Below are 21,209 nucleotides of genomic sequence, written 5' to 3' on the forward strand. Positions count from 1 at the left end.
AGTACTAGCGCCCACAGTAGACCGATACGATCCCTGTACGATTGTGGCCAAGCTCCTTGCTGATGCGTTCGCGAGCTTCGGTGTCGCGTAAGCGTTGTGACATTGTCAGCGATTGGCGTTGCGGTCCGCCTGCCGCTGGAGCTTTCCAATCCGTCAAGGCTTCATAGCGACTTTGAGCATACTGATGGCGTAGTCCATGCATATGGCTCAGACCTGCCGCCTTGCACTGCCCATCGTAGACGTGCCGTTGCTGGATGTAGGTCTTGTTTGCCGGGATCAATGATCCTGTGCCTGCCAGGTGGTGTGCTGCCTGGAGCGCGTCGCGTTGCTCTGTCGTGGTGATGGGCACAGTTCGCTCCCGGCCACCCTTCGTCCACGACCCCTTGAGGGCGATGTGGTCGCCCCGATCTGCATAGCTGGGCTGGAACTTGATCGCCTCCTCCCGGCGCAATCCGAAGGCGGCCTGTAGCTGAAGGCTCATGCGCACATGGGCATCGGTGACCTGTCCAAGGCCTGTGCCCAGTTCCCGGGCCTTGCTTACGTTGGTCACATAGCGGCGCTCGGCCACGCCAAGCTGCGTATTGTCCGCCGGCAAGATGCCAGACTTGCCGATCTTCTCGACCCACCAGCGCAGGTGAGAGAGCCGATTCTTGATGGTGCCGGACGACAAGCCTTCGCCCTGCCAGCGTTCCAGCAGCGCCTGGACGTGCTTGCCCTTGAGCGACGAGGCCTTCATCTGCCGGAAACCGGCCTCGCGTAGTTGCCGCGCAGCCAGTGCGAGAGAACGCATCCGGTCGGCCTGCGTGGTGTAGCTACCGTCACGGTTGCGCTGGCAAAGCTGCCGCAAGGTGTAGGTCAAGTCGTCCATCTTCCGGCCTCCAAGCCAAGCGCCGTACTGCGTTGTCCTGAAATTCAGTGGTTAGTGTTGGTGCCAACTCGCCAAAGCGAGATCCCGTGAGGGCAAGGGCATGGTGTTCAGGAGACACCAGAGCCTCGAATGAGGCGTCCGTCTTGCTCCCTGCTGGAAGCCCGGACGGAGGTACTACAAGAAGAAAGTGATGCGAATGTGGACAAGTTCTCCTATGAAGTGAGTGGGATGAGAAATGCAGCGGGAGCCCTGCGCGTTGCACAGGGGCAATTGCCGCAAAGGACAGTGCGCCAGGCGGCGCGGTAGGGATGAGTTCAAACAGACGAAGAAGGCTCCGCCCGGGGTAGGGCCGGTATGCGGTCGGAGCCTGGGCATACCTGGGGTGGCTCCACCCTGTCGGGCCAGCGCTTGCAGGAACCTGCGCTGTTGGGGTTGCCGATGTACGAAGCCCATCGGTCTTGGCAACTGCCCGGTCAGTGTAGGGCGGCCATCATCATGTCTGCCGCACGCAATAGGATTCGGTATTCGCCCGCATTGTTGCGGGCGTGAGCGGGGGCGTCACTGCGGCGTGCAGTGACGCCCCGTTTCTCGGCAGCATTTACTACGCAGGATGCGGCTGCCATCCCCTGGCCTGCATTGCCTGCGCTGCGATGTCCCCAGCGTTCGTCGAGGCGTTCATGATCTTGCGGATGTTGGCGATGTGCGCCAGGGCGGTTTCACGCGATGCCGGTTGCGCAGTCGGTGCCGGGTGGGCTTCGGTGCGCGGTGGAGCTGCAGGCCGATTCTCGGCAGTCCGCGGGGTGGCAGACGCCTCCTTGCGTCCTGCCCACGGACGGAACTCGCCCGCAAAAACGCGCTTCACCAAGGCGAAGAAGTAGGCCACGACATTGCGCACGGTGCCGCTCTGGCTACGTGCCTGCAATTCGTCGAGCACTTCCTGGCGATGCTGCGGCGGCAGCCGCCGCAAGGCGGCCTGCACGTCCTTTTGCTGATCTGCCTGGGCATTGCTCAGGCAAGGCGGCAAGCTCACCGACTGCGATGCTGAATCGCCTTCGCGCGCGCGGTACGTACGTTCTTTTTTATACATATACGTCTTATACGTACTGTCCTGCTCAGCCGTCATGTGGCGAGCGTGTTCGGTCTGTTGCGGAACAAGCGTGCTGCCAGCGGAATCGCCAGACAATGGCAGTGGGTCGGCTGCCTCGCTCGCCTGCGACGGCGGCGTAGGGGGCAAATCATCGTCATCGTGACGCTGATCGTGGGCCGCAATGGAAGCGGCTTCAGGTGCCTGCGCCAGCGTTGCCTGAATGTGGACAGCCACCCGATCCACCTGGTTGTTTTCGTGGCCGATAGACGCTTGCAGAAGCGCGGACAGGCTGGCATCGAGCGCGCAGGCTTGTTGGAAGTCCAGGGTGCTTTCGTGAACCTGATACAGCTCGCTGAGCACATGGCCGGTAAGGGGATCGCGTTGCTGGCCCACCAGACTGATCCACCCCGTCAGCCGAAGCACGACGAGAACGCGCCGGGCCGTCTCGTACCCGGCCCGCTGCCCCAGCGGGGTAGAGGTGAGATAGCGGCGCAACTGCCCCAGGTTCGCCAGCGGGCTGATGCCTTCCGCAGAGCGCAGCATGCGCAGAACCTGCCAGCCATTGCGCTCCAGCGGTGTGAGGCGGGCGTCGAGCATGAGCGCGGCCGGCGTGGTGAAGAGGGCGTCCTGCCCCAGCGGGTTGTGGCGGGTGTGATGGTCTGCCATGAGAGTTCTCCAAGGTATGGGCCACGGCGGCCCGTTTCCCTGCATCTCATCGCGTACCGTTCCATGCGTCAGCCAACAATGCGGTCTGCGCCATACCCGTTTTATCCGGCAGGCGCAGCGTTGGCATCCGCATCCAAACTGATCTATCATCCCGATACCCCCTTGGGGGTACAACTGGGGGTACTTCCAGCGATTCCCACGAAGGCCGTGGCCCGATTTCCCCGGGAAACCTAGTGTTCACGGGCCTTTGCCAACCGATCAATGTTTGACCGTGGCGGTGAAAGAAGTCTGCACGGAAGGCCATCGCCTGAACGGATTGAACGGTGTCAGGCCGGCGGCAGCGATACGAATGTAGGTAATCGATTTGCTAAATGGGGTAAACTACACTGTGATTACCCCATTTACGTGTTCCGATGATGATCGTCACGCGCTGATACAATTGTCGGTTCAGTATGTGATTGGAGCTTGTTTGATCATGCACTGCATTGTCTGTGTCCGACATCAAGCAGCGCGTCCGCCATGTCCACACGCGGGCCATGCTGTCGGTCAACGCGGAAAAGGCTTTTCAGAGCGCAACATCAAGCGCATGCTGGCCTTTTACCGCGAGTATCCGCATCTAGACGTCAGCACCGGGAGTGCAGGGAATGTGCCACAGGCTGTGGCACAAATCGCCACCAAGGAAAAAGGGCCACAGGCTGTGGCACAAAGGCAGCAGGAGCCCGCAGCACCACCGGACGCCGCGTCGGCGTTCCCGCCCGAGCTGCTGCGGTCGCTGCCATGGGGCCACTACGCCGAGCTGATCGCCAAGGTTAAGGACCCGGCCACGCGCCGGTGGTACATGCGCGCTGCTATCGAGAACGGCTGGAGCCGCAATATTGTGCTAGTGCAGATCGAAATCGCCGCACACCGGCGGCAGGGCCAAGCCGCGAACAAGTAACGTCGTGGACGACAAGCTGCGCCACGACACCGATAAGCCCACCATCGGCCTGATCCTGTGCCAGCAATCCAACCGCGTGCTGGCCGAATATGCCTTACGCGGCGTGGACAAACCTATTGGCGTTTCCAGCTTCGAGCTTACCCGTGCCCTGCCGGACACCCTGCAAACCAGCCTCCCCAGCATCGAACAGATCGAGCGCGAACTGGGAGGCGAACATGAATAAGCCCACCGCCGAACCCGATTTCCTCTTTTGAGAGATCGTCCCAATAAGCCTTCAATGCAGCGTATTTCGGGCCGAAGGCATCCTCGTAGATGTCGCCGTTCTGGATGATGCAGGCGGCAATCCGCTCGGGGTTCCGAATAGCCAGTCTTAAACCGATCTGCGAGCCGAAATCATGCAAGTAGATTGCAAATCGCTCGACCCCCAGGCACGCGACAAATCGTTCGAGGAAGCGTGCGTAGCCGTCAAACGTATAGGGAAAGTGATCGGGCGTGGCACTGTAACCACAGCCCGGGAAGTCGGGCGCCAGCAGTCTCCATCGGTCGCTGAGCGCCGCCATATAGTTGCGAAACTCATAGGATGAACACGGATAGCCATGCCAGCCTGATTGTCAATCTGTTGCGACTGTCGGGTCTATTGTCGTGCAATCTGAAACCAATTAAAAGAAAAAGCGAGGAGCAACGGTACAAAACTGGATTGATGTAATAGTAGTTTGATAGTAGCGTACAGGGCTGGCGTATTGTCATAGTCGAACAAGCCACTCTGGAGACAAGAGAATGAAAAGAATGACGCTGCTGCTTGGGAGCCTGTTGCTCGCCACCGCTACCGCGGGCCAAGCCCAGGAATTGCGCATCGGCATGCAGGACGACCCGGATACCCTCGATCCGCATCGCTCCCGCACTTATGCCGCGCGTATTGTGTTTACCTCGATGTGCGACAAGCTGGTGGATATTGACGCCAAGTTGCAGTTCGTGCCACGGTTGGCCGAGTCCTGGTCCTGGAACGAAGACAATACGCAACTGACCTTCAAGTTGCGCAATGACGCGGTTTTCCACGACGGCACAAAATTCGATGCGTCGGCCGCCAAAGCCAATCTGGACCGTGCGCTCACACTGCCTGCCAGCCAGCGCAAAAGCGAACTGGCTTCGGTCAAGCAGGTTGATGCGCCCGATCCCGCTACCCTGGTCATTACCGTGAATCAGCCCGATGCGACGTTGTTGGCGCAGCTCTCGGATAGGGCGGGAATGATGCTGTCGCCCAAAAGCTTCGAAGGCGCCGACAGTGCTTCCGATGTCGGCCGGCAGCCCGTTTGTTCCGGGCCGTACAAGTTCGTGGAGCGTGTCCAGAACGACCGTATTGTTCTGGAAAAATTCAATGAATACTATGACGCCAAAGACTTCGCCTTCAGCAAAGTCGTCTTTTTGCCGATACCCGATTCAACGGTACGGCTGTCCAATCTGCGTTCCGGCGGTATCGAGATACTCGAGCGTCTGAATCCGTCCGATGTCCCCCAGGTGAAGGACGATTCCAATCTTGAGTTGAACTCGGTCAATGGCTTGGGCTTTCGCCAGTTCATGTTCAACGTCAACAATGGCGAGCGTTCCAAGACCAATCCGTTCAACGACAAGCGTGTCCGGCAAGCCTTCCAGCTGACCATAGACCGCCAGGCCATAGGTGACGTAATCGGCGGCGGTATTTTCCCTCCGGCGCAGCAGCCATTTCCTCTTGCCAGCCCTTATCTCAGCGACAAGTTTCCTGTCGTCAAGCCTGATATCGCCAAGGCCAAGGCGCTGCTGAAAGAGGCAGGCATGGAATCTCCCAAGGTCGAACTCACGTTTGCGAACAACACCATCGAAGCGTCGACTGCCGAGATGGTGCAGGCGATGGCGGCCCAGGCAGGATTCCAGGTCAGCCTGCGTCCCACTGAGTATGCCGCAATGCTCGCGGATTCCGCCAAGGGCAATTTCCAGGTCGATATGCGGGGATGGTCGGGACGGGTGGACCCTGACGGCAATATTTATTCCTTCGTTACCTGCAAAGGCACGCTGAACGACAGCAAATACTGCAATCCCAAAGTGGATGAGCTTTTGAACAAGGCGCGCACGGTGTCGGACCAGGCCAAGCGCAAAGCGATCTATGACGAAGCCCAGACGATATTGCAGGAAGACCTGCCCAGCATGTATATCTATTATCAGCCCTGGCCTTTTGTTACCCACAAGAAAGTGCAGGGCTTCGATCCTTATCCCGATGGCATGATCCGACTGCGAGGCGTTTCATTCAATTGATGGGCAACAGCGGGGCTCCAGGTCATGTTCAAACTTATCTTGCGCCGTATCATCGTGGCGATACCGACATTGATCCTGGTATCGATCGTCATCTTCGGACTGCAAAAGATACTACCCGGAGACCCAGTCCTGGCCATGGCCGGCGAAGAACGGGACCCTGCCGTTCTTGAGTTCCTGCGCGAAAAATATCGCCTGAATGATCCCTTGCCGGTGCAGTATCTGGCCTGGGTCAAGGAGGTGGGGCAGGGCAATCTCGGCGTGTCGCTGCGCACCGATATTCCGGTGACCACGCTGGTCAAGCAGAAGTTGCCGGTTACCATCCACCTTGCAGTCATGGCCATGTTCTTTGCCATTATCGTCGGGATCCCACTGGGGATTCTGGCCGCGGTGCGCAAGGGCAGCAAGGTCGAGTTCGGTGCGAACCTGTTCGCCCTGTCGGGCATGTCGATTCCCAATTTCTGGCTGGGTATTGTCATGATCATGGTGGTGTCGGTGTGGCTGAAATGGCTGCCGGCTTCGGGCTACGTGTCGCCAGGCACGGATTTCTGGCTGTCGTTCAAGACCATACTGATGCCATCGCTGGTGCTGTCCACGGCAATCAGTGCGTATCTCATGCGCCATACCCGATCAGCCATGCTGGAAGCGCTCAGCGCCGACTATGTCAGGACCGCGCGGGCAAAAGGGGCTTCCGAACGCATTGTTGTGCTGCGCCACGCCCTGCGCAACGCCTTGATGCCTATCGTCACGCTGGTGACCATACTGTTTGGCGAGCTGCTGGCCGGTGCGGTGCTTACCGAGCAGATCTTTGGCATCCCGGGCTTTGGCAAGCTGCTGGTCGACGCAGTCTTTAATCGCGACTACGCCGTCGTGCAAGGTGTGGTGCTTTGTATCGCCGTGGGCTTCATTGTGCTGACGCTGGTTGCCGATGTGCTTTATATCCTTGTCAATCCAAGACTGAGGTACGCATGAGCGCGCAGGCAGCCAGTGCACCGCAGGCTCCGGCGCCCCGTGGTCGCCGCAATCGCTCATGGCAGAAATTCAAGCATAATCGCTCGGCCATGCTGGGCGCCGCTATCGTGTTGTTCTTTGTGCTGGCAGCTTTGTTTGCCCCCCTTATTGCCGGCTATGACCCTTCCCAGGTAAGCTTCACGGCCATACGAAAATCGCCGTCTCTCGCACACTGGCTGGGCACCGATGAACTGGGCCGCGACATACTCAGCCGCCTTGTGTTTGGCGCCAGGGCTTCGCTGCTGGCCGGCATGTGTTCGGTACTTATTGCCCTGCTGGTCGGTATCCCTTTTGGCTTGCTTGCGGGCTACTTTGGCGGAATTATCGACGGCTGCATTTCGCGCGCCACCGAGGCTTTGCTTTCCATTCCCTTCCTGATTCTGGCCATTGCGCTGGCCGCCTTCCTGGGCCCCAGTCTTGTAAACGCAATGATAGCCATCGGGGTATCGGCCGCACCGCTGTTCATCCGGCTGGCACGCGGGCAGGTGCTTGCCATCAAGAATGAAGATTATGTGCAGAGCACCCGGTCGCTGGGCGCCTCGAATACGCGTATTGTGCTGCGCCACATCCTGCCCAACATCATGCCAGCCTTGATTGTGCAGGCCACCATTATGATTGCCAGCGCCATCATCGCCGAAGCCAGTCTGTCTTTCCTTGGCCTGGGCCTGCAGCCGCCGAATCCGTCGTGGGGCTCCATGCTCAACACGGCCAAGAATTTCATGACCCAGGCCCCCTGGATGTCGATTTTTCCCGGCACGGCAATATTCCTCGTGGTGTTTGGCTTCAACCTGCTGGGCGATGGCTTGCGTGATGCGCTTGATCCGCGCCAGGATCATTAACAGGATGCGCATCATGGACGAGCAAGGCGTTATCCAGGTTTCGGGCCTGACAGTCAGTTTCAAGACACCCGACGGAGCGGTCCAGGCGGTCAGGGACCTGTCCTTCCATGTCAGCCGGGGCGAGACGCTGGCTATCGTGGGCGAGTCGGGGTCCGGCAAGTCTGTCACTTCTTTATCGTTGATGCGCTTGGTCGAGTTTGGCAAGGGCCGCATAACGCAAGGCGAAATCCTGCTGCGCAGGCGCGATGGCAGCGTGCTGGACCTGGTCCATGCGCCGGAAACCGAGATGCGCAAGATCCGTGGCGACGATATCGCCATGATTTTCCAGGAACCCATGACCTCTCTGAATCCCAGTTTTCCCGCTGGCGACCAGATTGCCGAGGCCTTGCAGCTGCACCAGGGAATGGACCGCGCCGCGGCCAGGGCGGAAACCCTGCGCTTGCTCGAGACGGTGCGTATTCCCGACGCCCGGGCCGTGCAAGATCGCTACCCGCATCAACTGTCTGGCGGCATGCGCCAGCGCATCATGATCGCCATGGCCTTGTCCTGCAAGCCGCAAGTGCTGATCGCCGACGAACCCACGACGGCGCTCGACGTCACCATACAGGCCCAGATTCTGCAGCTGATGCGCCAATTGCAGCAGGATATGGACATGGGGGTCATTTTCATTACGCATGACATGGGCGTGGTGGCCGAGGTGGCCGATCGCGTGATGGTCATGCACAAAGGCAGGAAGGTTGAAGAAAACAATTCCGACGACTTGTTTTACCGGCCCACCCATCCCTATACCCGGGCGCTGCTGTCTGCGGTTCCCCGGCTGGGATCCATGCAAGGAAGCAGCGAACCGGCGCCATTTGCCTTGCTGGACCAAGGCGTATCAGATGCCGCTGCCGCGGCTTCCTCTCAGCGGGACAGTACCGCCCGATACGACGCCGGGCCGCTGCTCCAGGTGGACAAGCTGGTAACGCGCTTTGATATCGCCAGCGGCGTCTTCGGCCGGGTGCGTCAGCGCGTGCATGCCGTCGAGCAGGTCAGCTTCGACCTCTATCCCGGCGAAACCCTGGCTATCGTCGGCGAATCAGGCTGCGGCAAGACCACCACAGGCCGTTCGCTGGCCCAGCTGGAACGCATACGCGGCGGGAAAATCCTGTTCGAAGGCGAGGACATCAGCGGCTTCCGGGGCGGCCAGATGCAGGCCTTGCGCCGGCATATCCAATTTATTTTCCAGGATCCATTCGCCTCGCTGGATCCACGCGTCACCATCGGCTATTCCATTATGGAGCCGCTGCTGATACATGGCGTGGCCAAAGGGCGGGAAGCCGCAGAACGCGTACGCTGGCTTATGGAAAAGTGCGGCCTGACGCCCGATATGGCTGACCGCTATCCGCATGAGTTCTCAGGTGGGCAACGGCAACGTATATGTATTGCGCGTGCGCTGGCCCTGAATCCCCGCGTCGTGATTGCCGACGAATCGGTATCGGCGCTCGATGTGTCGATACAGGCACAGATCGTGAATCTGCTGCTGGACCTGCAGCAGGAACTGGGTCTTTCCATTTTGTTCATTTCTCACGATATGGCGGTGGTCGAGCGCATCAGCCATCGCGTCGTGGTCATGTACCTGGGGCAGGTCGTTGAAATTGGCCCCCGGCAAGCGATCTTCGAGAACCCTCAACACCCGTATACCAAAAAATTGATGGCGGCCGTACCGGTTGCCGATCCTGCTTTCCGTCATCGCACGCATTCCCTGCTGGTCGATGAAATTCCCAGCGTCGTACGAAGCGTACGCGACGAACCCGTAGTCCAGCCTCTTGTTCCAGTCAGTGCCGGCCATTTTGTCGCGCGGCATCCCATAGGCGTTTATTGAAGTCTCAGCTCATCGGAGATTCATTGTGTATAAAACCCCAATCAAGCTTGTACTTTTAACCGGACTGCTTTTCTCCAGCGTTGCATGGGGACAAACGACGTTGCGCATAGGTTTGCAGGACGATCCCGACCAGCTGGATCCGGCGCGCGCAAGGACTTTTGTCGGACGCATCGTGTTTGCCTCCCTGTGCGACAAGCTGGTCGACATTACGCCTGAACTGGAATTTGTGCCGCAACTGGCCACGCAATGGTCGTGGCCGGACAATAAAACGCTTAAGTTCACCTTGCGCGAGAACGCGGTGTATCACGACGGTACGCCAATAGACGCTGCATCGGTAAAGGCGAATCTTGAGCGAGCCAAGAATCTGCCGGACAGCAACCGGAAAAGCGAGCTGGTGACGCTGGCCAGCGTGGATGCGCCCGACGCCAGGACAGTCGTGCTGCATTTGACCCAGCCCGATGCCTCCTTGCTGTCGCAGTTGTCCGACCGCGCCGGAATGATGCAGTCGCCCGCCAGTTTCAATAAGGATCCCGGCAAGAACCCTGTATGTTCGGGGCCTTATCGCTTCAAGAGCAGGGTGCAGAACGATCACATTACGCTGGAAAAATTTGCCCAGCACTGGGACGCGGCCAACTATCACTTCCAGACCGTTGTGTTTCGTCCTGTCCCCGATGCCACGGTACGCTTGAACAACATGCGCTCGGGAGGGCTTGATATCGCCGAGCGGCTGGCGCCTGCGGATGCGCAAACAGTAAAAGACGATCCGAACCTGAGCTTCATGCCGGTTACCGGCCTGGGCTTTCAAGCCATCTCGGTGAACTTCGCGAACGCTCCCCGGGCGGACAATCCCTTCGCGAAGGATGCACGCGTGCGCCAGGCCTTTGATCTTTCCATCGACAGGGATGCCATCAATCAGGTGGTCGGCATGGGGCTGTATCAACCTGCGTTCCAACCCTTCCCGCCGGCGAGCTTTGCCTACGACAAGAGTGTCGAGCGCAAGGGCCGCGATGTCGAAAAGGCTCGCGCCCTATTGAAGGAAGCAGGGCTGGATCGCGTGAAAGTCGAAATCTCTTTCGGAAACAATACCATCATGCAGCAGGTGTTTGAACTGATACAAGCCATGGGCAGCGAGGCCGGCTTTGACATCAGCCTGCGGTCCATGGAGTTCGCCGCGTTGCAATCCACCATGGCCCGCGGCGACTTCGAGCTTGCACAGGCGGGATGGTCGGGACGTGTTGATCCCAGTGGAAACGTATTCCAGTACGTGTCCTGCAAGGGCAGCCTGAATGACGGCAGGTTCTGCGACGAAACAATGGACAAACTGCTCAACGACGCACGTGAAGAACTGGATGTCGAAAAGCGCAAGGTGCTGTACCGCGAATTCTTGAATCAAATGCGCGCCAAGCACCCGATTTTCTATACTTATTATCTGCCGTGGACTTTCGGCGTGCAGAAGCGGGTGCAGGGTTTCGTACCTTATCCGGATGGCCTGGTTCGCCTGAAGGATGTCACGTTGGCGGGGCAGTAAGCGCTACGGTCCCGGGTTAATCCAGGGCGCTTGATAAACGTCAAAGAGATGAGGCGCGGCGGGGCGACTTGCGTTCGCAGCCGGGTCCTGTGCGGCTTACAATTCCTTTCATTCCTTGTTGTGCTGCATTTCGTGGCCATCGCGGAATTCGGTACAAACGGAAAGGATGGCAAGTAATGCGTGGCCTCATAGCGAATTTGAAACTGTGGCAGAAATTCGCCCTCATTGGCGCTCTGGCACTGGGGATGCTGGCTGTCCCTACGACGCTGGTGGTGAAATCACACCTGGATGCAGTCCGCATGGCGCTTGCCGACGCCAGCGGCATTGCGCCCTCGGGCGACGTGCTCAAGCTCCTGCGGCTGACTCAACAACATCGCGGTTTGTCGGCGGGCTTCCTGGCCGGCAATATGGACCAAGGCCGGGCTCGGCAAGCGGCGCAAGGCAAGGTCGATGAAGCGTTCAATCTGACCGCGCAAAGCCTGTCCTTGAATCTGGACGACGCCTTGCTCGTGGCAGACCTCGAGAAGATCAAGGGAGAATGGCAAGCCCTGGCCACGGCCGTCAGCGGCAATGCGGTCAGCGGACCGGAAAGCTTCGCCCGCCATACGGCATTGATCCAGAAGCAGATGGGACTACTCGAACGTATCCTGGAGACGTCCGGCCTGGAGTTTGCGTCAGATCCCGCCAGTCATTATTTGATCAGCGCCGTGTTCGGCAGCTTGCCCGAATTGACTGAAAGTATGGGCCAGGCGCGCGGTCTGGGCATGGGCATTCTGGTCAAAGGCGAGGCAACGCCGGCGGAACTCATTCGCATCAGCGTGCTTGACAGCCGCGCGCAGCATGCTTTTCGGAATACCTATGCCAGTTTCGGCAACGCTGCCAACGATGCCGGCCTGAAGCAACTTATCGCCGGCCCTGTCGCAGCAGCCCGCAAGGCGGCCGAGCAAGGCATGGCAATGCCGGGCGAGAAAATCGTGCAGGCAGCCCGCCTGGATGCTCCGGCGCAGGACTATTGGGATGGCATGAGCAGCGCCATCGACGCCCAGTTCGACATGATGCGCATTGCCTTCACAATTCTTGCAGACAGAATTGCAAACCAGGTCAGCGAGACGCAACAGGCCTTGTGGATCATGGTCGGAGTCATGGTGGCATTGGGTGCCGCGGCTTTCCTGATCAGCTTGATGGTGGTGCGCACGACGGTTGCGTCAATAGGACGCTCGCTGCACATTGCCCAGACCGTCGCGAGCGGCGACCTGACGTCGATCATAAACGCTTCCACCACCGACGAAACGGGATTGCTGCTGCAGGCGCTGAGCCGCATGAACACCAGCCTGACCGGTATCGTGACCCAGGTGCGCAGCGGCACCGACAGCATCGCCACCGCGTCCAGCCAGATTGCGGCCGGCAATATCGATTTATCGGCAAGAACCGAAGCGCAGGCCAGCTCGCTGGAAGAAACCGCCGCCTCGATGGAGCAGCTGACGAGCACCGTCAGCCAGAACGCCGGCAATGCGCACATGGCAAATGAGCTGGCGCTGTCCGCGTCGGCGGTGGCGGTCCGTGGCGGCGCCGTCGTCAGGCAGGTGGTCGACACCATGGCTTCGATTCATGTTTCCTCGCGGCGCATCGTCGATATCATCGGCATTATCGACGGCATTGCTTTCCAGACGAATATCCTGGCGCTGAATGCTGCAGTGGAAGCGGCGCGCGCGGGCGAGCAAGGGCGCGGATTTGCCGTGGTCGCGTCCGAAGTGCGCAGTCTGGCTCAGCGGTCCGCGGCGGCGGCCAAGGAAATCAAGGATCTCATCGACGAGTCGGTGAACCAGGTCGGCACAGGCAGTGAATTGGCCAGCGTGGCAGGGCAGACCATGGACGAAGTTGTAACGAGTATCAAGCGCGTGACGGATATCATGGGCGAAATTACGGTGGCCAGCCAGGAGCAGACTTGCGGGATCGAGCAAATCAACCAGGCTGTCGCGCAGATGGATCAGGTGACGCAGCAGAATGCGGCCCTGGTTCAAGAGGCGGCCGCCGCGACGCTGGCGCTGCAGGACCAGGCCAACGAACTGGTCTCGGCAGTGAGTGTGTTCAGAACACCGCCCAGCCCGCACATGACCTTGTCCCTGCTATAAACAGGGCTGCGCAGGTGCCAAACGCGAAGATGCGTCACAATACTGTTTTGGTGTTTGCCGGAGCCTTGATTTAATGACCCGTATTGTCCTTTTTGAAAACATTCACCCCAGTGCAAAAGAAGTCTTTGTAGCGGCAGGATTCAACGACATTGTCACGCACGCGTCGTCGCTGCCCCCACAGGCGCTTGCCGAGGCATTGCGTGGCGCCAGCCTGGTAGGCATTCGTTCCCGTACTCACCTGGACGCCGCGCTGTTGTCAGAGGCCGTCGACCTGAGGGCCATCGGTTGTTTCTGCATCGGAACAAATCAGGTTGACCTGGACACCGCCATGCTGCATGGCGTACCGGTATTCAATGCACCTTTCTCAAACACGCGTTCGGTCGCTGAAATGGTGCTTGGCGAAGCCATCCTGCTGTTGCGCCGTATCCCCGAAAAAAATGATCGCGTGCACCATGGCCATTGGGACAAAACCGCCGATGGCGCTTTCGAAGCGCGTGGCAAGACGCTGGGCATCATTGGTTATGGCAATATCGGGTCGCAGGTCGGTACCCTGGCCGAGGCGGCCGGCATGCGGGTCATTTTCCATGACGTAGAGGCCAAGCTTCCCTTGGGCAATGCCCGTCCCAGCACGGCCTTGCTCAAGCTGCTTGCGCAGTCCGATGTCGTAACCCTGCACGTGCCTGGCGGCAAGGCTACCCGCAACATCATGGATGCCACGACCATCGCCGCCATGAAGCGTGGTTCCATCCTCATCAACGCCTCGCGCGGTACGGTGGTCGACATCGACGCTCTGCACGACGCGCTCGAGTCGGGCCACCTTTCCGGCGCTGCCATCGATGTGTTCCCTACCGAACCCAAAGGCGTCGATGAACCGTTGAATAGTCCATTGATCGGTATGCGCAACGTGATCCTAACGCCGCATATTGGCGGTAGTACCCAGGAGTCCCAAGAGAACATTGGTCGCGAAGTGGCTGAAAAGCTGCTGCGCTTCGTACTAAGCGGAACCACCAAAGGCGCGGTCAACTTCCCTGAAATTCCGTATCAGGAAGTGGCCGGTACGGCGCGCATTCTTCATGTGCACCGAAATCTGCCGGGCGCAATGGGTACGCTCAGCAACATGATGGCCGAGCATGGCCTGAATATCGTTAGCCAGCAATTGCAGACCCGGGGCGCTATTGGTTATGTTATCTCCGACGTCGAAGGCAACGTTGACGATACGGTAATTTCCGTATTGCGGTCGCATCCGATTACGGTGCGCTGCGACTTGGTGTAAGCCTGCGCGGCGTGAGCGCCGGTGGCGCTCACGCTGGGCTACGTCATGTCGACCAGTTTGATCGTATGTTCGGACCGCGCGGGTCCGCATCCGGCGCGTTCCGGCAGAATGTCGGCCAGCGTATAGCCGTCCAGATGATCCATGAACTTCTGCAGTGCACCCTCGATAATGCCCGTCAGCCCGCAATAGCCGCTCAATGTGCAGCGGCTTCCTGTTGCGAAGCACTCGACAAGCGCGAGATCGTTTTCGGTATCGCGCAGCACGGCTCCCAGAGCGATGTCTTCGGGCGGGCGCGCCAGGCGCATGCCGCCATTTTTTCCGCGCACGGTTTCGATCCAGCCTCGCTGCGCCAGCCGGTGCGTGATCTTCATAAGATGCGGCTCGGAGATGTCGTAGGCCTGGGCAATCTCGGAGATCGTGCACAGGCGCTCGGGGTGCCTGCCCACATACATGAGCAAGCGCATGGCATAGTCCGTCATGGTGGTCAGGCGCATGTAGTCTCCGTATTCAAGGTCTATTGTTTCTTGAGGATGGTGGTTGCCGACGCTTGATTTTTAGCCGGCGCAACGGGCGGGCGCGGGCGGATCAGCATGGGCACGAAGCGCCACAGGTAAAGCGCCATGGCGAGAATCCAGCACGCTGCGGCGGCTTGCAGCAGCCATCCGCTTGCCACGGATGGCCACAGTGCCGCCAGCCGCAGTACGACGGACGCGATCATAAGGTAGTAGCTGGCGAGCATGCTGCCATCGAGGGCCAATGGCCGACCCAAATGGCCCAGAGCCGTTCGCGTGAGCATGCCTATGATCAGCACTGCAAATCCGCCCATGCCGATAATATGAACGTGCACTGCGGATCGGGCCAGTACGCCGACGCCCAGGCCGCTGCTATGCACCGCGGCAAGCAGCAAGCCTATACCCATGACCACGTAACCCAGATACAGTATCCACAACATGGGCTTGTGCAGTACAGCCAAGGGCTTCCAGCTTGCTACTTGCCACAGGCTGATAACGCCGACAACGCCAAGCGCCGCCGCCATATACACGGGCAGGCCCGCGAGGCCCAATGCAACAGCCACCGCGCTTAATGCCAACTGCGCCTGGCCGCTGCGCACCTGCATAGGTAGTTCCAGGCCCGGGACCATGCGCATGGCGAAGAAGGGAATGACACGCCGGCCGATCAGCAAGGCGATGATAGCCATGAAGATCAGGCCGAGATCGAAACGCTGCATGAGCAATAGGTAGTCGCCGGCCAGTGCCGCCTTCAGATAAAGCACATTAGCGACCCCCAGCCCCAGGATCAGCCATGGCACGCCATAATTCCGGCGACTTTTTCCTTTCAGCATGACCCGCAGCAGGCATAGTGCGCTGATGGCAAAAAATGCGGATTCACTGACGGCCGCTATCCAGAAGCCTGTTGTGCCACCAAACAGGTAACCCAGACGTGCAAGCAGCCAGAGCCCGGTAACCAGGGCCAGCGGTGCTCCTTTCAATGGATTGAATCCTGTCCAGGTAGCGCTGGCGGTGAGAAGGAAAGCAACGGCAATCGTGGCAATAAAGCCCCATAGCATTTCGTGGGCATGCCACGCTACAGCCGATAGCGGCTGGCCGATGAGTTGAGGTGCAAAGACCCACAATGCAATCGAGATCAAGGCCCAGGCCGCGCCTGCAATATAAAGGGGGCGAAATCCGAGTCCCAGGAAGGCGGTCATGTCGGGGCGGCTGCTCGATGCCGCCGTGCTTCTTTCGGTTTGATTCAGGCTAGACATTTCCTAACTCCGAGGGGATGCGATTGGGTTCGTTATTCATTTGATATCCATACCACAGGCTGCGGGCAATACGCTGCGCGTATTCCTCGGCACGCTCGGCGAGTGCGCGATTCGGTAGCTCTTCGGTCGTATCATGGAACAGCGCCAGCCAGTGTTTGAACATGTTGCCGTTCAAGTCGGGCAATGCGACATGCTTGGGCATGGGAGTGCCGTTATAGGTGCCGGCACCGATCAACAAGGACGACCAGAACCGGACCATGATCTTCAAGTGCGTGTCCCAATCGGAGATATGCTGGTTGAAGACTGGACCCAGCATGGCATCTGCCCGGACCCGATCGTAAAACCCATAAACCAGGGTGCTGATTTCTTCTTCGGTACAGAGTTCGGATCTATCCATGGGGTTGTCCTGCGAGGGCGGTGAAAATGCACGGGCATGCGGCCACGAGCGGTTCTATAAGATATATTGTAAAGTAATCTTATAGAAAAATCATGTCATAGATGCGCGTTCCGCGATACCTTCGCAACGTGGTGGCCTGCAACCTCTTATCAAGGCGTCGGTGGCGGGGGAGGAATGTAGATACGCCACGCTCAACAACGATTCGTCACTGATCAGGCAGGCTGGTCTTTCCCGCGCCCAGCGCACGCTGCATAAAGACGACGTCGATCCATTCATTGAACTTGAATCCTGTCGCCATCTGCGTTCCCGCGTGCGTAAATCCCATGCTCCGATGCAATCCGATGGAGCTGAAATTATTATTGCCTGCGATCACCGCGATCATCTGGCGCCACGGTCCTTGCTCGCACCGCTCGATAAGCGCGGCGAGCAGCGCCTTCCCCAGGCCTTTTCCCGCCTGATTCTCCGCCAGATAGATGGAATCTTCAATGGTGTACCGGTATGCAACCCGCGGTCGATACTGGGCCGCATAACAGTATCCGACCACCTCGCCATCCAGCACCGCAACCAGATAGGGCATTCCCGCTGCAAGTATCCGGACGCGGCGCTCCAGCATTTCATCGACCGAAGGCGGAACTTCCTCGAAGGTTGCCGTACCATGCAGTACATGCACCGCGTAGATGCGCTGTACGGCTATCATGTCGTCCGGGGTCGCATCGCGAATGATCAGTGCGGAATCGAGCGTGGCTTCCACGATAGGTCCGGGTCGTGCTGCTTGCGCTATGTTGGCACTGGTCATACTATTTTCCTCAACCTTTTCTCGCCAGCAGCTAGTATAAACATCAGGAGCCAACAATGTCTTTGCCTATCAATTCCCTTAGCGAAACCTTCGCCGTGGCGCCGCAATTGTCGCCGGAAGACATGCAGGCGGTCGCGGATGCCGGCTTCAAAAGCGTCATCATCAATCGCCCCGACCTTGAAGGTGGCGTCGATCAGCCGTCTTCAGCCGATGTCATGGCGGCTGCGCGCGCGGCCGGCCTGTCCGTCGAGTATCAGCCTGTGGTCTCCGGATCCATGACTGCCGACGATGTCGCCCGTTTTGCGGTGCTTCTGAAAGAATTGCCCCAGCCGATCCTGGCCTATTGCCGTACGGGCACGCGCTGCTCGCACCTGTTCCAGGCTGCCACTACACGTTGATCTGGATCAATTTGAGGGTGTATACCCGGTGTTTTTTCCAGTCACTTCCGGTTAAGCTCTACGTATCCGATAACAAAAGGACAACACCATGTTCAAGAAGATACTAATTCCAACCGACGGCTCTGCCTTGTCAGCACAGGCTGCCAACAAGGGTGTGTGCTTTGCTCGGGAAATGGGTGCGGAGGTCGTTGCGCTGTACGTGACCCAGCCTTTTGCCGCCACGGTAGGGTTCGACGGCATGGCAGCCGCTTATGCCATTACTGACGAAGACTACGACAAGACTGCCAGGGAACAGGCACAAAAATATCTCAAGGCGGTTCTTGATCGTGCCGAAACCGCAGGCGTAAAAGCCACTGGCAAGGCAGTCTCCAATTTCAATGTGGCCGATGGCCTGGTACAGGCCGCAGAAGAAGAAGGCTGCGATCTCATCTTCATCGGCAGTCATGGCCGCAGCGGCTTGTCGCGTCTGCTCCTGGGCAGTGTTACCGTCAAGGTACTGGGTTTGGCCAAAACCGCGGTTCTGGTTTATCGCGTCAAGGAATCCGAGAAGAGCTAGCAGCTTCAAGGGGTATGCATAAAAAGCCACCGCCGTTCAGTGAAAGCTGAACGGCGGTGGCTTTTTTAAAATGTGTGTCGTGTTACTTGAACAAGGCGCCGGCCTTGATCAGCGTTTCCCATACACCGATAGCCAGCGGCACGCCGACATACAGCCAAAAGATCACGAGAAGGACGGGTGAGGTAGTGTTGCGTTGTTCCATGTTGGATCTCCTGGATTATTTGACTGCGACAGCGGGCGTGAATGATGCATGATCGCCGCTCATGTGATGACGCGTGGCGACCGGGCGTACCATCCAGTTGCAGACAAACCCGACAATGAGAAGGGCGGCCATCAGGTACATCGTGACCGTGTACGCTTGTGCCGGCGGCACGCCCTGGTCAACCTGGTATTGGCGAATATAGTTCACCAGTACCGGGCCGAAGACGCCCGCCGCAGCCCAAGCGGTCAGGAGCCGACCGTGTATTCCACCGACATAGCGCGTACCGAACAGATCTGCCAGATAAGCCGGCACGGTAGAGAAACCGCCGCCGTACATGGAGATGATGATTGCGTAGAACAGTACGAACAGGGCAACATTGCCTGAAGCGCCCATGCCAGGGACGAGGAAGTACAGCACCGCACCAAGCACGAAGAAAATGAAGTAGGTGTTCTTGCGGCCGACATAGTCTGACACCGACGACCAGAAGAAGCGGCCAAGCATATTGGCGAGCGAGAGCACGCCGACAAAACCCGCGGCGGCCGCCGGCGTGATCGCGCCCTTGAAGCTCTCTTGGATCATCACCGAAGCTTGCCCCAACACGCCGATGCCGGCTGTGACGTTCAGGCAAAGCGCCCACCACAACAGCCAGAACTGCGGCGTCTTGATGGCTTGGTCGATATGCACGTGATTACGCGTGATCATGGCGTTCTGGGTGGCCGGCGGAGTCCAGCCTGCGGGCTTCCAGTCAGCCGCCGGTATGCGTATTGTCATGGCGCCGATCATCATGGAGATGAAATACAGGACGCCCATGACGATGAATGTCTGGGTGACGCCTACCGAGGTGGGCGTCTGGAAATGATTCATCAGCGCTACGGAAAGGGGCGACGCAATGAAGGCGCCGCCGCCAAAGCCCATGATGGCCATGCCGGTTGCCATTCCGCGTTTATCCGGAAACCACTTGATGAGCGTGGACACAGGAGATACGTATCCGATACCCAGCCCTATGCCGCCCAGTACGCCGTATCCGAGGTAGACCAGCCATATCTGGTGCAGGGCAACCCCGGCGGAAGCGACGAGAAATCCGCCGCCAAAACAGCAGGCGGCCACGAACATAGCTTTGCGTGGACCGACCTCTTCCAGCCATTTGCCGGCGAAGGCGGCAGACAGGCCCAGGAATACGATCGCGATACTGAATATCCAGCCTAGCGTAGGCAAGCCCCAGTCGCCGGCAGCGGGCTGGTTGATGCCCAGCAGCTTGGTCATGGGGTTGTTGAATACGGAGAATGCGTAGGCCTGGCCTATGCATAAATGGACGGCGAGCGCCGCCGGCGGAATCATCCAGCGGTTGAATCCAGGTGCAGCGGTAATGCGTTCCTTGCTAAAGAAACCGTGTTTTGTCGAGCGTGTGCTCATTGCGTCTCCCTTTGGGCCGTTTGATCGCGGCTTGTTATATAGGTGCGGATGGGTAGGTACTGCGGAAAAATCAGTCGGTGACGGCCGCTTTGGGCGTAAGCCGTTCCTTGTTCTGGGTAAGTGCGATCAGCACGAGCTCGCAGAGGGCGAGGTCGCCGTGGCGGCCATCAGGTTGAGCCTCGAGGAAATCAAGCATGGCAATACGCATGCGAGGCGCCCAGAATTTTTGTATATGGTTGGCGATGCCCTCGATACCTTCTTCGCGATCCGGCATGGATTCGAAGAAGCTGCCGATGCGGTTGGCCAGGCGGATCAGGTGGTCGACATTATTCAAGGTTGAGCTCCTTTGTTGCCGAGGTATTCGGGATGGCTATAAACGGTGAACAGGTTTTCGCGGGCAAAGCCCGCCAGCAGCACGTTGAGTTCTTCTGCCATGGCCACCGCGTAGGTGGTTGGCGCCGAGACCGCGACAAGCACCGGCATGTGCGCCGCGGCAGCCTTTTGAACCATTTCGAAACTGGCGCGGCTGGAAATGACGGTGATTCCGTCCGCGGTGTCGTGGGAATGCCGCAGCATATGGCCGATGAGCTTGTCCAGCGCATTATGTCTTCCGACATCTTCGCGGACGTGCAGGATGTCGCCAGCACTGGTGGCCCAGCCGGCCGCGTGGGTGGCTCCGGTCAACAGGTGCAGCGGCTGCAAGGCGCGCAATTGTTCCGCGGCCTTCACGATCGCAGCCGGGTCATGTCCGCCTGCCCGGGAAGCGACGGGAGGTAATGCACGGCGTACTTCGTCCAGGCTTTCGATGCCGCATAGCCCGCAACCTGTCCGCCCGGCCAGGCTGCGCCGCCGCAGCTTGAGCTCGTTCAGGCAGGCGCTTGCAATGGTGGCCTGGATGATGAGCCCTTGTTCCGTCTCGACGATGTCAAGGTCGTAAACGTCGGAGGCGCCGCGGATTATGCCCTCGGTGAAGGAAAAACCATAGGCGAGGTCTTCGAGATCAACGGGTGTTGCCAGCAATGTGGCATGGCTGATACCGTTGTACTCCAGCGCAACCGGTACCTCTTGGGCCAGTTCGTCGAGTTCGGCGCGGTCGGCCACGTTCCGGCCCGCCCGCACTACGCGACGGGTGCCGTGGCCCGCCGCCGGTGAGGCGGGGCCTGCTTGCGCGAGGGATGACTCGGTGAGTTTCAC

General features: G+C 59.0%; 21 protein-coding genes and 1 pseudogene. 11 read left to right on the top strand and 11 right to left on the bottom strand.

The features are described 5' to 3' along the window. Positions 1–4: 4 nt before the first annotated feature. Positions 5–868 carry an integrase domain-containing protein gene (locus tag CR159_RS10420; RefSeq protein ID WP_102073887.1) on the bottom strand — a complete coding sequence of 288 codons (864 nt, stop codon included), beginning with the start codon at positions 866–868 and terminating at the stop codon, positions 5–7. A gap of 601 nt (positions 869–1,469) precedes the next feature. Continuing rightward, the gene (locus CR159_RS10425; RefSeq protein WP_233208253.1) at positions 1,470–2,621 is read right to left on the bottom strand and encodes an STY4528 family pathogenicity island replication protein; all 1,152 of its coding nucleotides are present in this window, start codon (positions 2,619–2,621) and stop codon (positions 1,470–1,472) included. 475 nt (positions 2,622–3,096) lie between these two features. Here CR159_RS10425 and CR159_RS21855 point away from each other — a divergent pair, with 475 nt between their 5' ends. Both CR159_RS21855 and CR159_RS21860 read left to right on the top strand, forming a co-directional pair. After that, positions 3,097–3,558, top strand: a complete 462-nt coding sequence (locus tag CR159_RS21855) for a DUF1016 N-terminal domain-containing protein (RefSeq protein ID WP_233208254.1) — start codon at positions 3,097–3,099, stop codon at positions 3,556–3,558. A 4-nt stretch (positions 3,559–3,562) separates the two neighbouring features. Then, complete coding sequence (locus CR159_RS21860) at positions 3,563–3,781, top strand: PDDEXK nuclease domain-containing protein (RefSeq protein WP_233208255.1); 219 nt, start codon at positions 3,563–3,565, stop codon at positions 3,779–3,781. On the opposite strand, the pseudogene CR159_RS10435 reads toward CR159_RS21860, so the two are convergent. Further along, positions 3,696–4,145 (bottom strand): annotated as a pseudogene (locus CR159_RS10435) (alpha/beta fold hydrolase); the annotation flags it as partial. The gene CR159_RS21860 and the pseudogene CR159_RS10435 sit on opposite strands and share 86 nt — an antisense overlap. Positions 4,146–4,335: 190 nt before the next feature. Here CR159_RS10435 and CR159_RS10440 point away from each other — a divergent pair. The 7 genes from CR159_RS10440 (at position 4,336) to serA (ending at position 14,488) form a co-directional block, all read left to right on the top strand. Then, positions 4,336–5,844 (top strand): ABC transporter substrate-binding protein, encoded by a 1,509-nt coding sequence (locus CR159_RS10440; RefSeq protein WP_102073890.1) that lies wholly within the window; start codon positions 4,336–4,338, stop codon positions 5,842–5,844. 24 nt (positions 5,845–5,868) lie between these two features. Beyond that, positions 5,869–6,813: an ABC transporter permease gene (locus CR159_RS10445; protein WP_102073891.1), complete on the top strand. Its 945-nt coding sequence runs from the start codon at positions 5,869–5,871 to the stop codon at positions 6,811–6,813. Further along, positions 6,810–7,691, top strand: a complete 882-nt coding sequence (locus tag CR159_RS10450) for an ABC transporter permease (protein WP_102073892.1) — start codon at positions 6,810–6,812, stop codon at positions 7,689–7,691. The genes CR159_RS10445 and CR159_RS10450 overlap by 4 nt, the downstream gene beginning before the upstream one ends. A 13-nt stretch (positions 7,692–7,704) precedes the next feature. Beyond that, positions 7,705–9,555, top strand: coding sequence for a dipeptide ABC transporter ATP-binding protein (locus tag CR159_RS10455; RefSeq protein WP_102073925.1), 1,851 nt, complete (start codon positions 7,705–7,707; stop codon positions 9,553–9,555). Between the two features lie 25 nt (positions 9,556–9,580). Next, entirely contained in the window at positions 9,581–11,083 is a 1,503-nt protein-coding gene (locus CR159_RS10460; protein ID WP_233208256.1) for an ABC transporter substrate-binding protein, read from the top strand. Between the two features lie 176 nt (positions 11,084–11,259). Further along, positions 11,260–13,215 (top strand): methyl-accepting chemotaxis protein, encoded by a 1,956-nt coding sequence (locus CR159_RS22160; RefSeq protein ID WP_102073893.1) that lies wholly within the window; start codon positions 11,260–11,262, stop codon positions 13,213–13,215. A 73-nt stretch (positions 13,216–13,288) separates the two neighbouring features. After that, complete coding sequence (serA, locus tag CR159_RS10470; protein WP_102073894.1) at positions 13,289–14,488, top strand: phosphoglycerate dehydrogenase; 1,200 nt, start codon at positions 13,289–13,291, stop codon at positions 14,486–14,488. Between the two features lie 38 nt (positions 14,489–14,526). On the opposite strand, the gene CR159_RS10475 is transcribed toward serA, so the two are convergent. The 4 genes from CR159_RS10475 to CR159_RS10490 all read right to left on the bottom strand — a co-directional run bounded on the left by CR159_RS10475 (position 14,527) and on the right by CR159_RS10490 (position 17,446). After that, positions 14,527–14,982 carry an RrF2 family transcriptional regulator gene (locus CR159_RS10475; RefSeq protein ID WP_102073895.1) on the bottom strand — a complete coding sequence of 152 codons (456 nt, stop codon included), beginning with the start codon at positions 14,980–14,982 and terminating at the stop codon, positions 14,527–14,529. 20 nt (positions 14,983–15,002) lie between these two features. Next, the gene (locus CR159_RS10480; protein ID WP_102073896.1) at positions 15,003–16,253 is read right to left on the bottom strand and encodes an NnrS family protein; all 1,251 of its coding nucleotides are present in this window, start codon (positions 16,251–16,253) and stop codon (positions 15,003–15,005) included. Further along, positions 16,246–16,650, bottom strand: coding sequence for a group III truncated hemoglobin (locus tag CR159_RS10485; protein WP_102073897.1), 405 nt, complete (start codon positions 16,648–16,650; stop codon positions 16,246–16,248). Before CR159_RS10485 ends, CR159_RS10480 begins: the two co-directional genes overlap by 8 nt. 205 nt (positions 16,651–16,855) lie before the next feature. Further along, positions 16,856–17,446: a GNAT family N-acetyltransferase gene (locus CR159_RS10490; protein WP_102073898.1), complete on the bottom strand. Its 591-nt coding sequence runs from the start codon at positions 17,444–17,446 to the stop codon at positions 16,856–16,858. Between the two features lie 56 nt (positions 17,447–17,502). Between CR159_RS10490 and CR159_RS10495 the strand changes: the two genes are divergently transcribed. After that, positions 17,503–17,844 (top strand): protein tyrosine phosphatase family protein, encoded by a 342-nt coding sequence (locus tag CR159_RS10495; RefSeq protein ID WP_102073899.1) that lies wholly within the window; start codon positions 17,503–17,505, stop codon positions 17,842–17,844. Between the two features lie 88 nt (positions 17,845–17,932). Further along, entirely contained in the window at positions 17,933–18,400 is a 468-nt protein-coding gene (locus CR159_RS10500) for a universal stress protein (RefSeq protein WP_102073900.1), read from the top strand. 82 nt (positions 18,401–18,482) lie between these two features. Here the strand turns inward: CR159_RS10500 and CR159_RS21670 are convergent, their stop codons facing one another. The 4 genes from CR159_RS21670 to fdhD form a co-directional block, all read right to left on the bottom strand. After that, positions 18,483–18,602 (bottom strand): MFS transporter small subunit, encoded by a 120-nt coding sequence (locus CR159_RS21670; RefSeq protein WP_199173286.1) that lies wholly within the window; start codon positions 18,600–18,602, stop codon positions 18,483–18,485. A gap of 15 nt (positions 18,603–18,617) precedes the next feature. After that, on the bottom strand, positions 18,618–20,015 hold the full coding sequence (locus CR159_RS10505) for an L-lactate MFS transporter (RefSeq protein WP_102073901.1): 1,398 nt from the start codon (positions 20,013–20,015) through the stop codon (positions 18,618–18,620). Positions 20,016–20,085: 70 nt separating this feature from the next. Then, positions 20,086–20,349, bottom strand: a complete 264-nt coding sequence (locus CR159_RS10510; protein WP_102073902.1) for a formate dehydrogenase subunit delta — start codon at positions 20,347–20,349, stop codon at positions 20,086–20,088. Next, entirely contained in the window at positions 20,346–21,209 is an 864-nt protein-coding gene (gene fdhD / locus CR159_RS10515; RefSeq protein WP_233208257.1) for a formate dehydrogenase accessory sulfurtransferase FdhD, read from the bottom strand. The genes CR159_RS10510 and fdhD overlap by 4 nt, the downstream gene beginning before the upstream one ends.

This window comes from Pollutimonas subterranea, from assembly GCF_002849655.1.
Classification (GTDB): Bacteria; Pseudomonadota; Gammaproteobacteria; order Burkholderiales; family Burkholderiaceae_B; genus Pollutimonas; species Pollutimonas subterranea.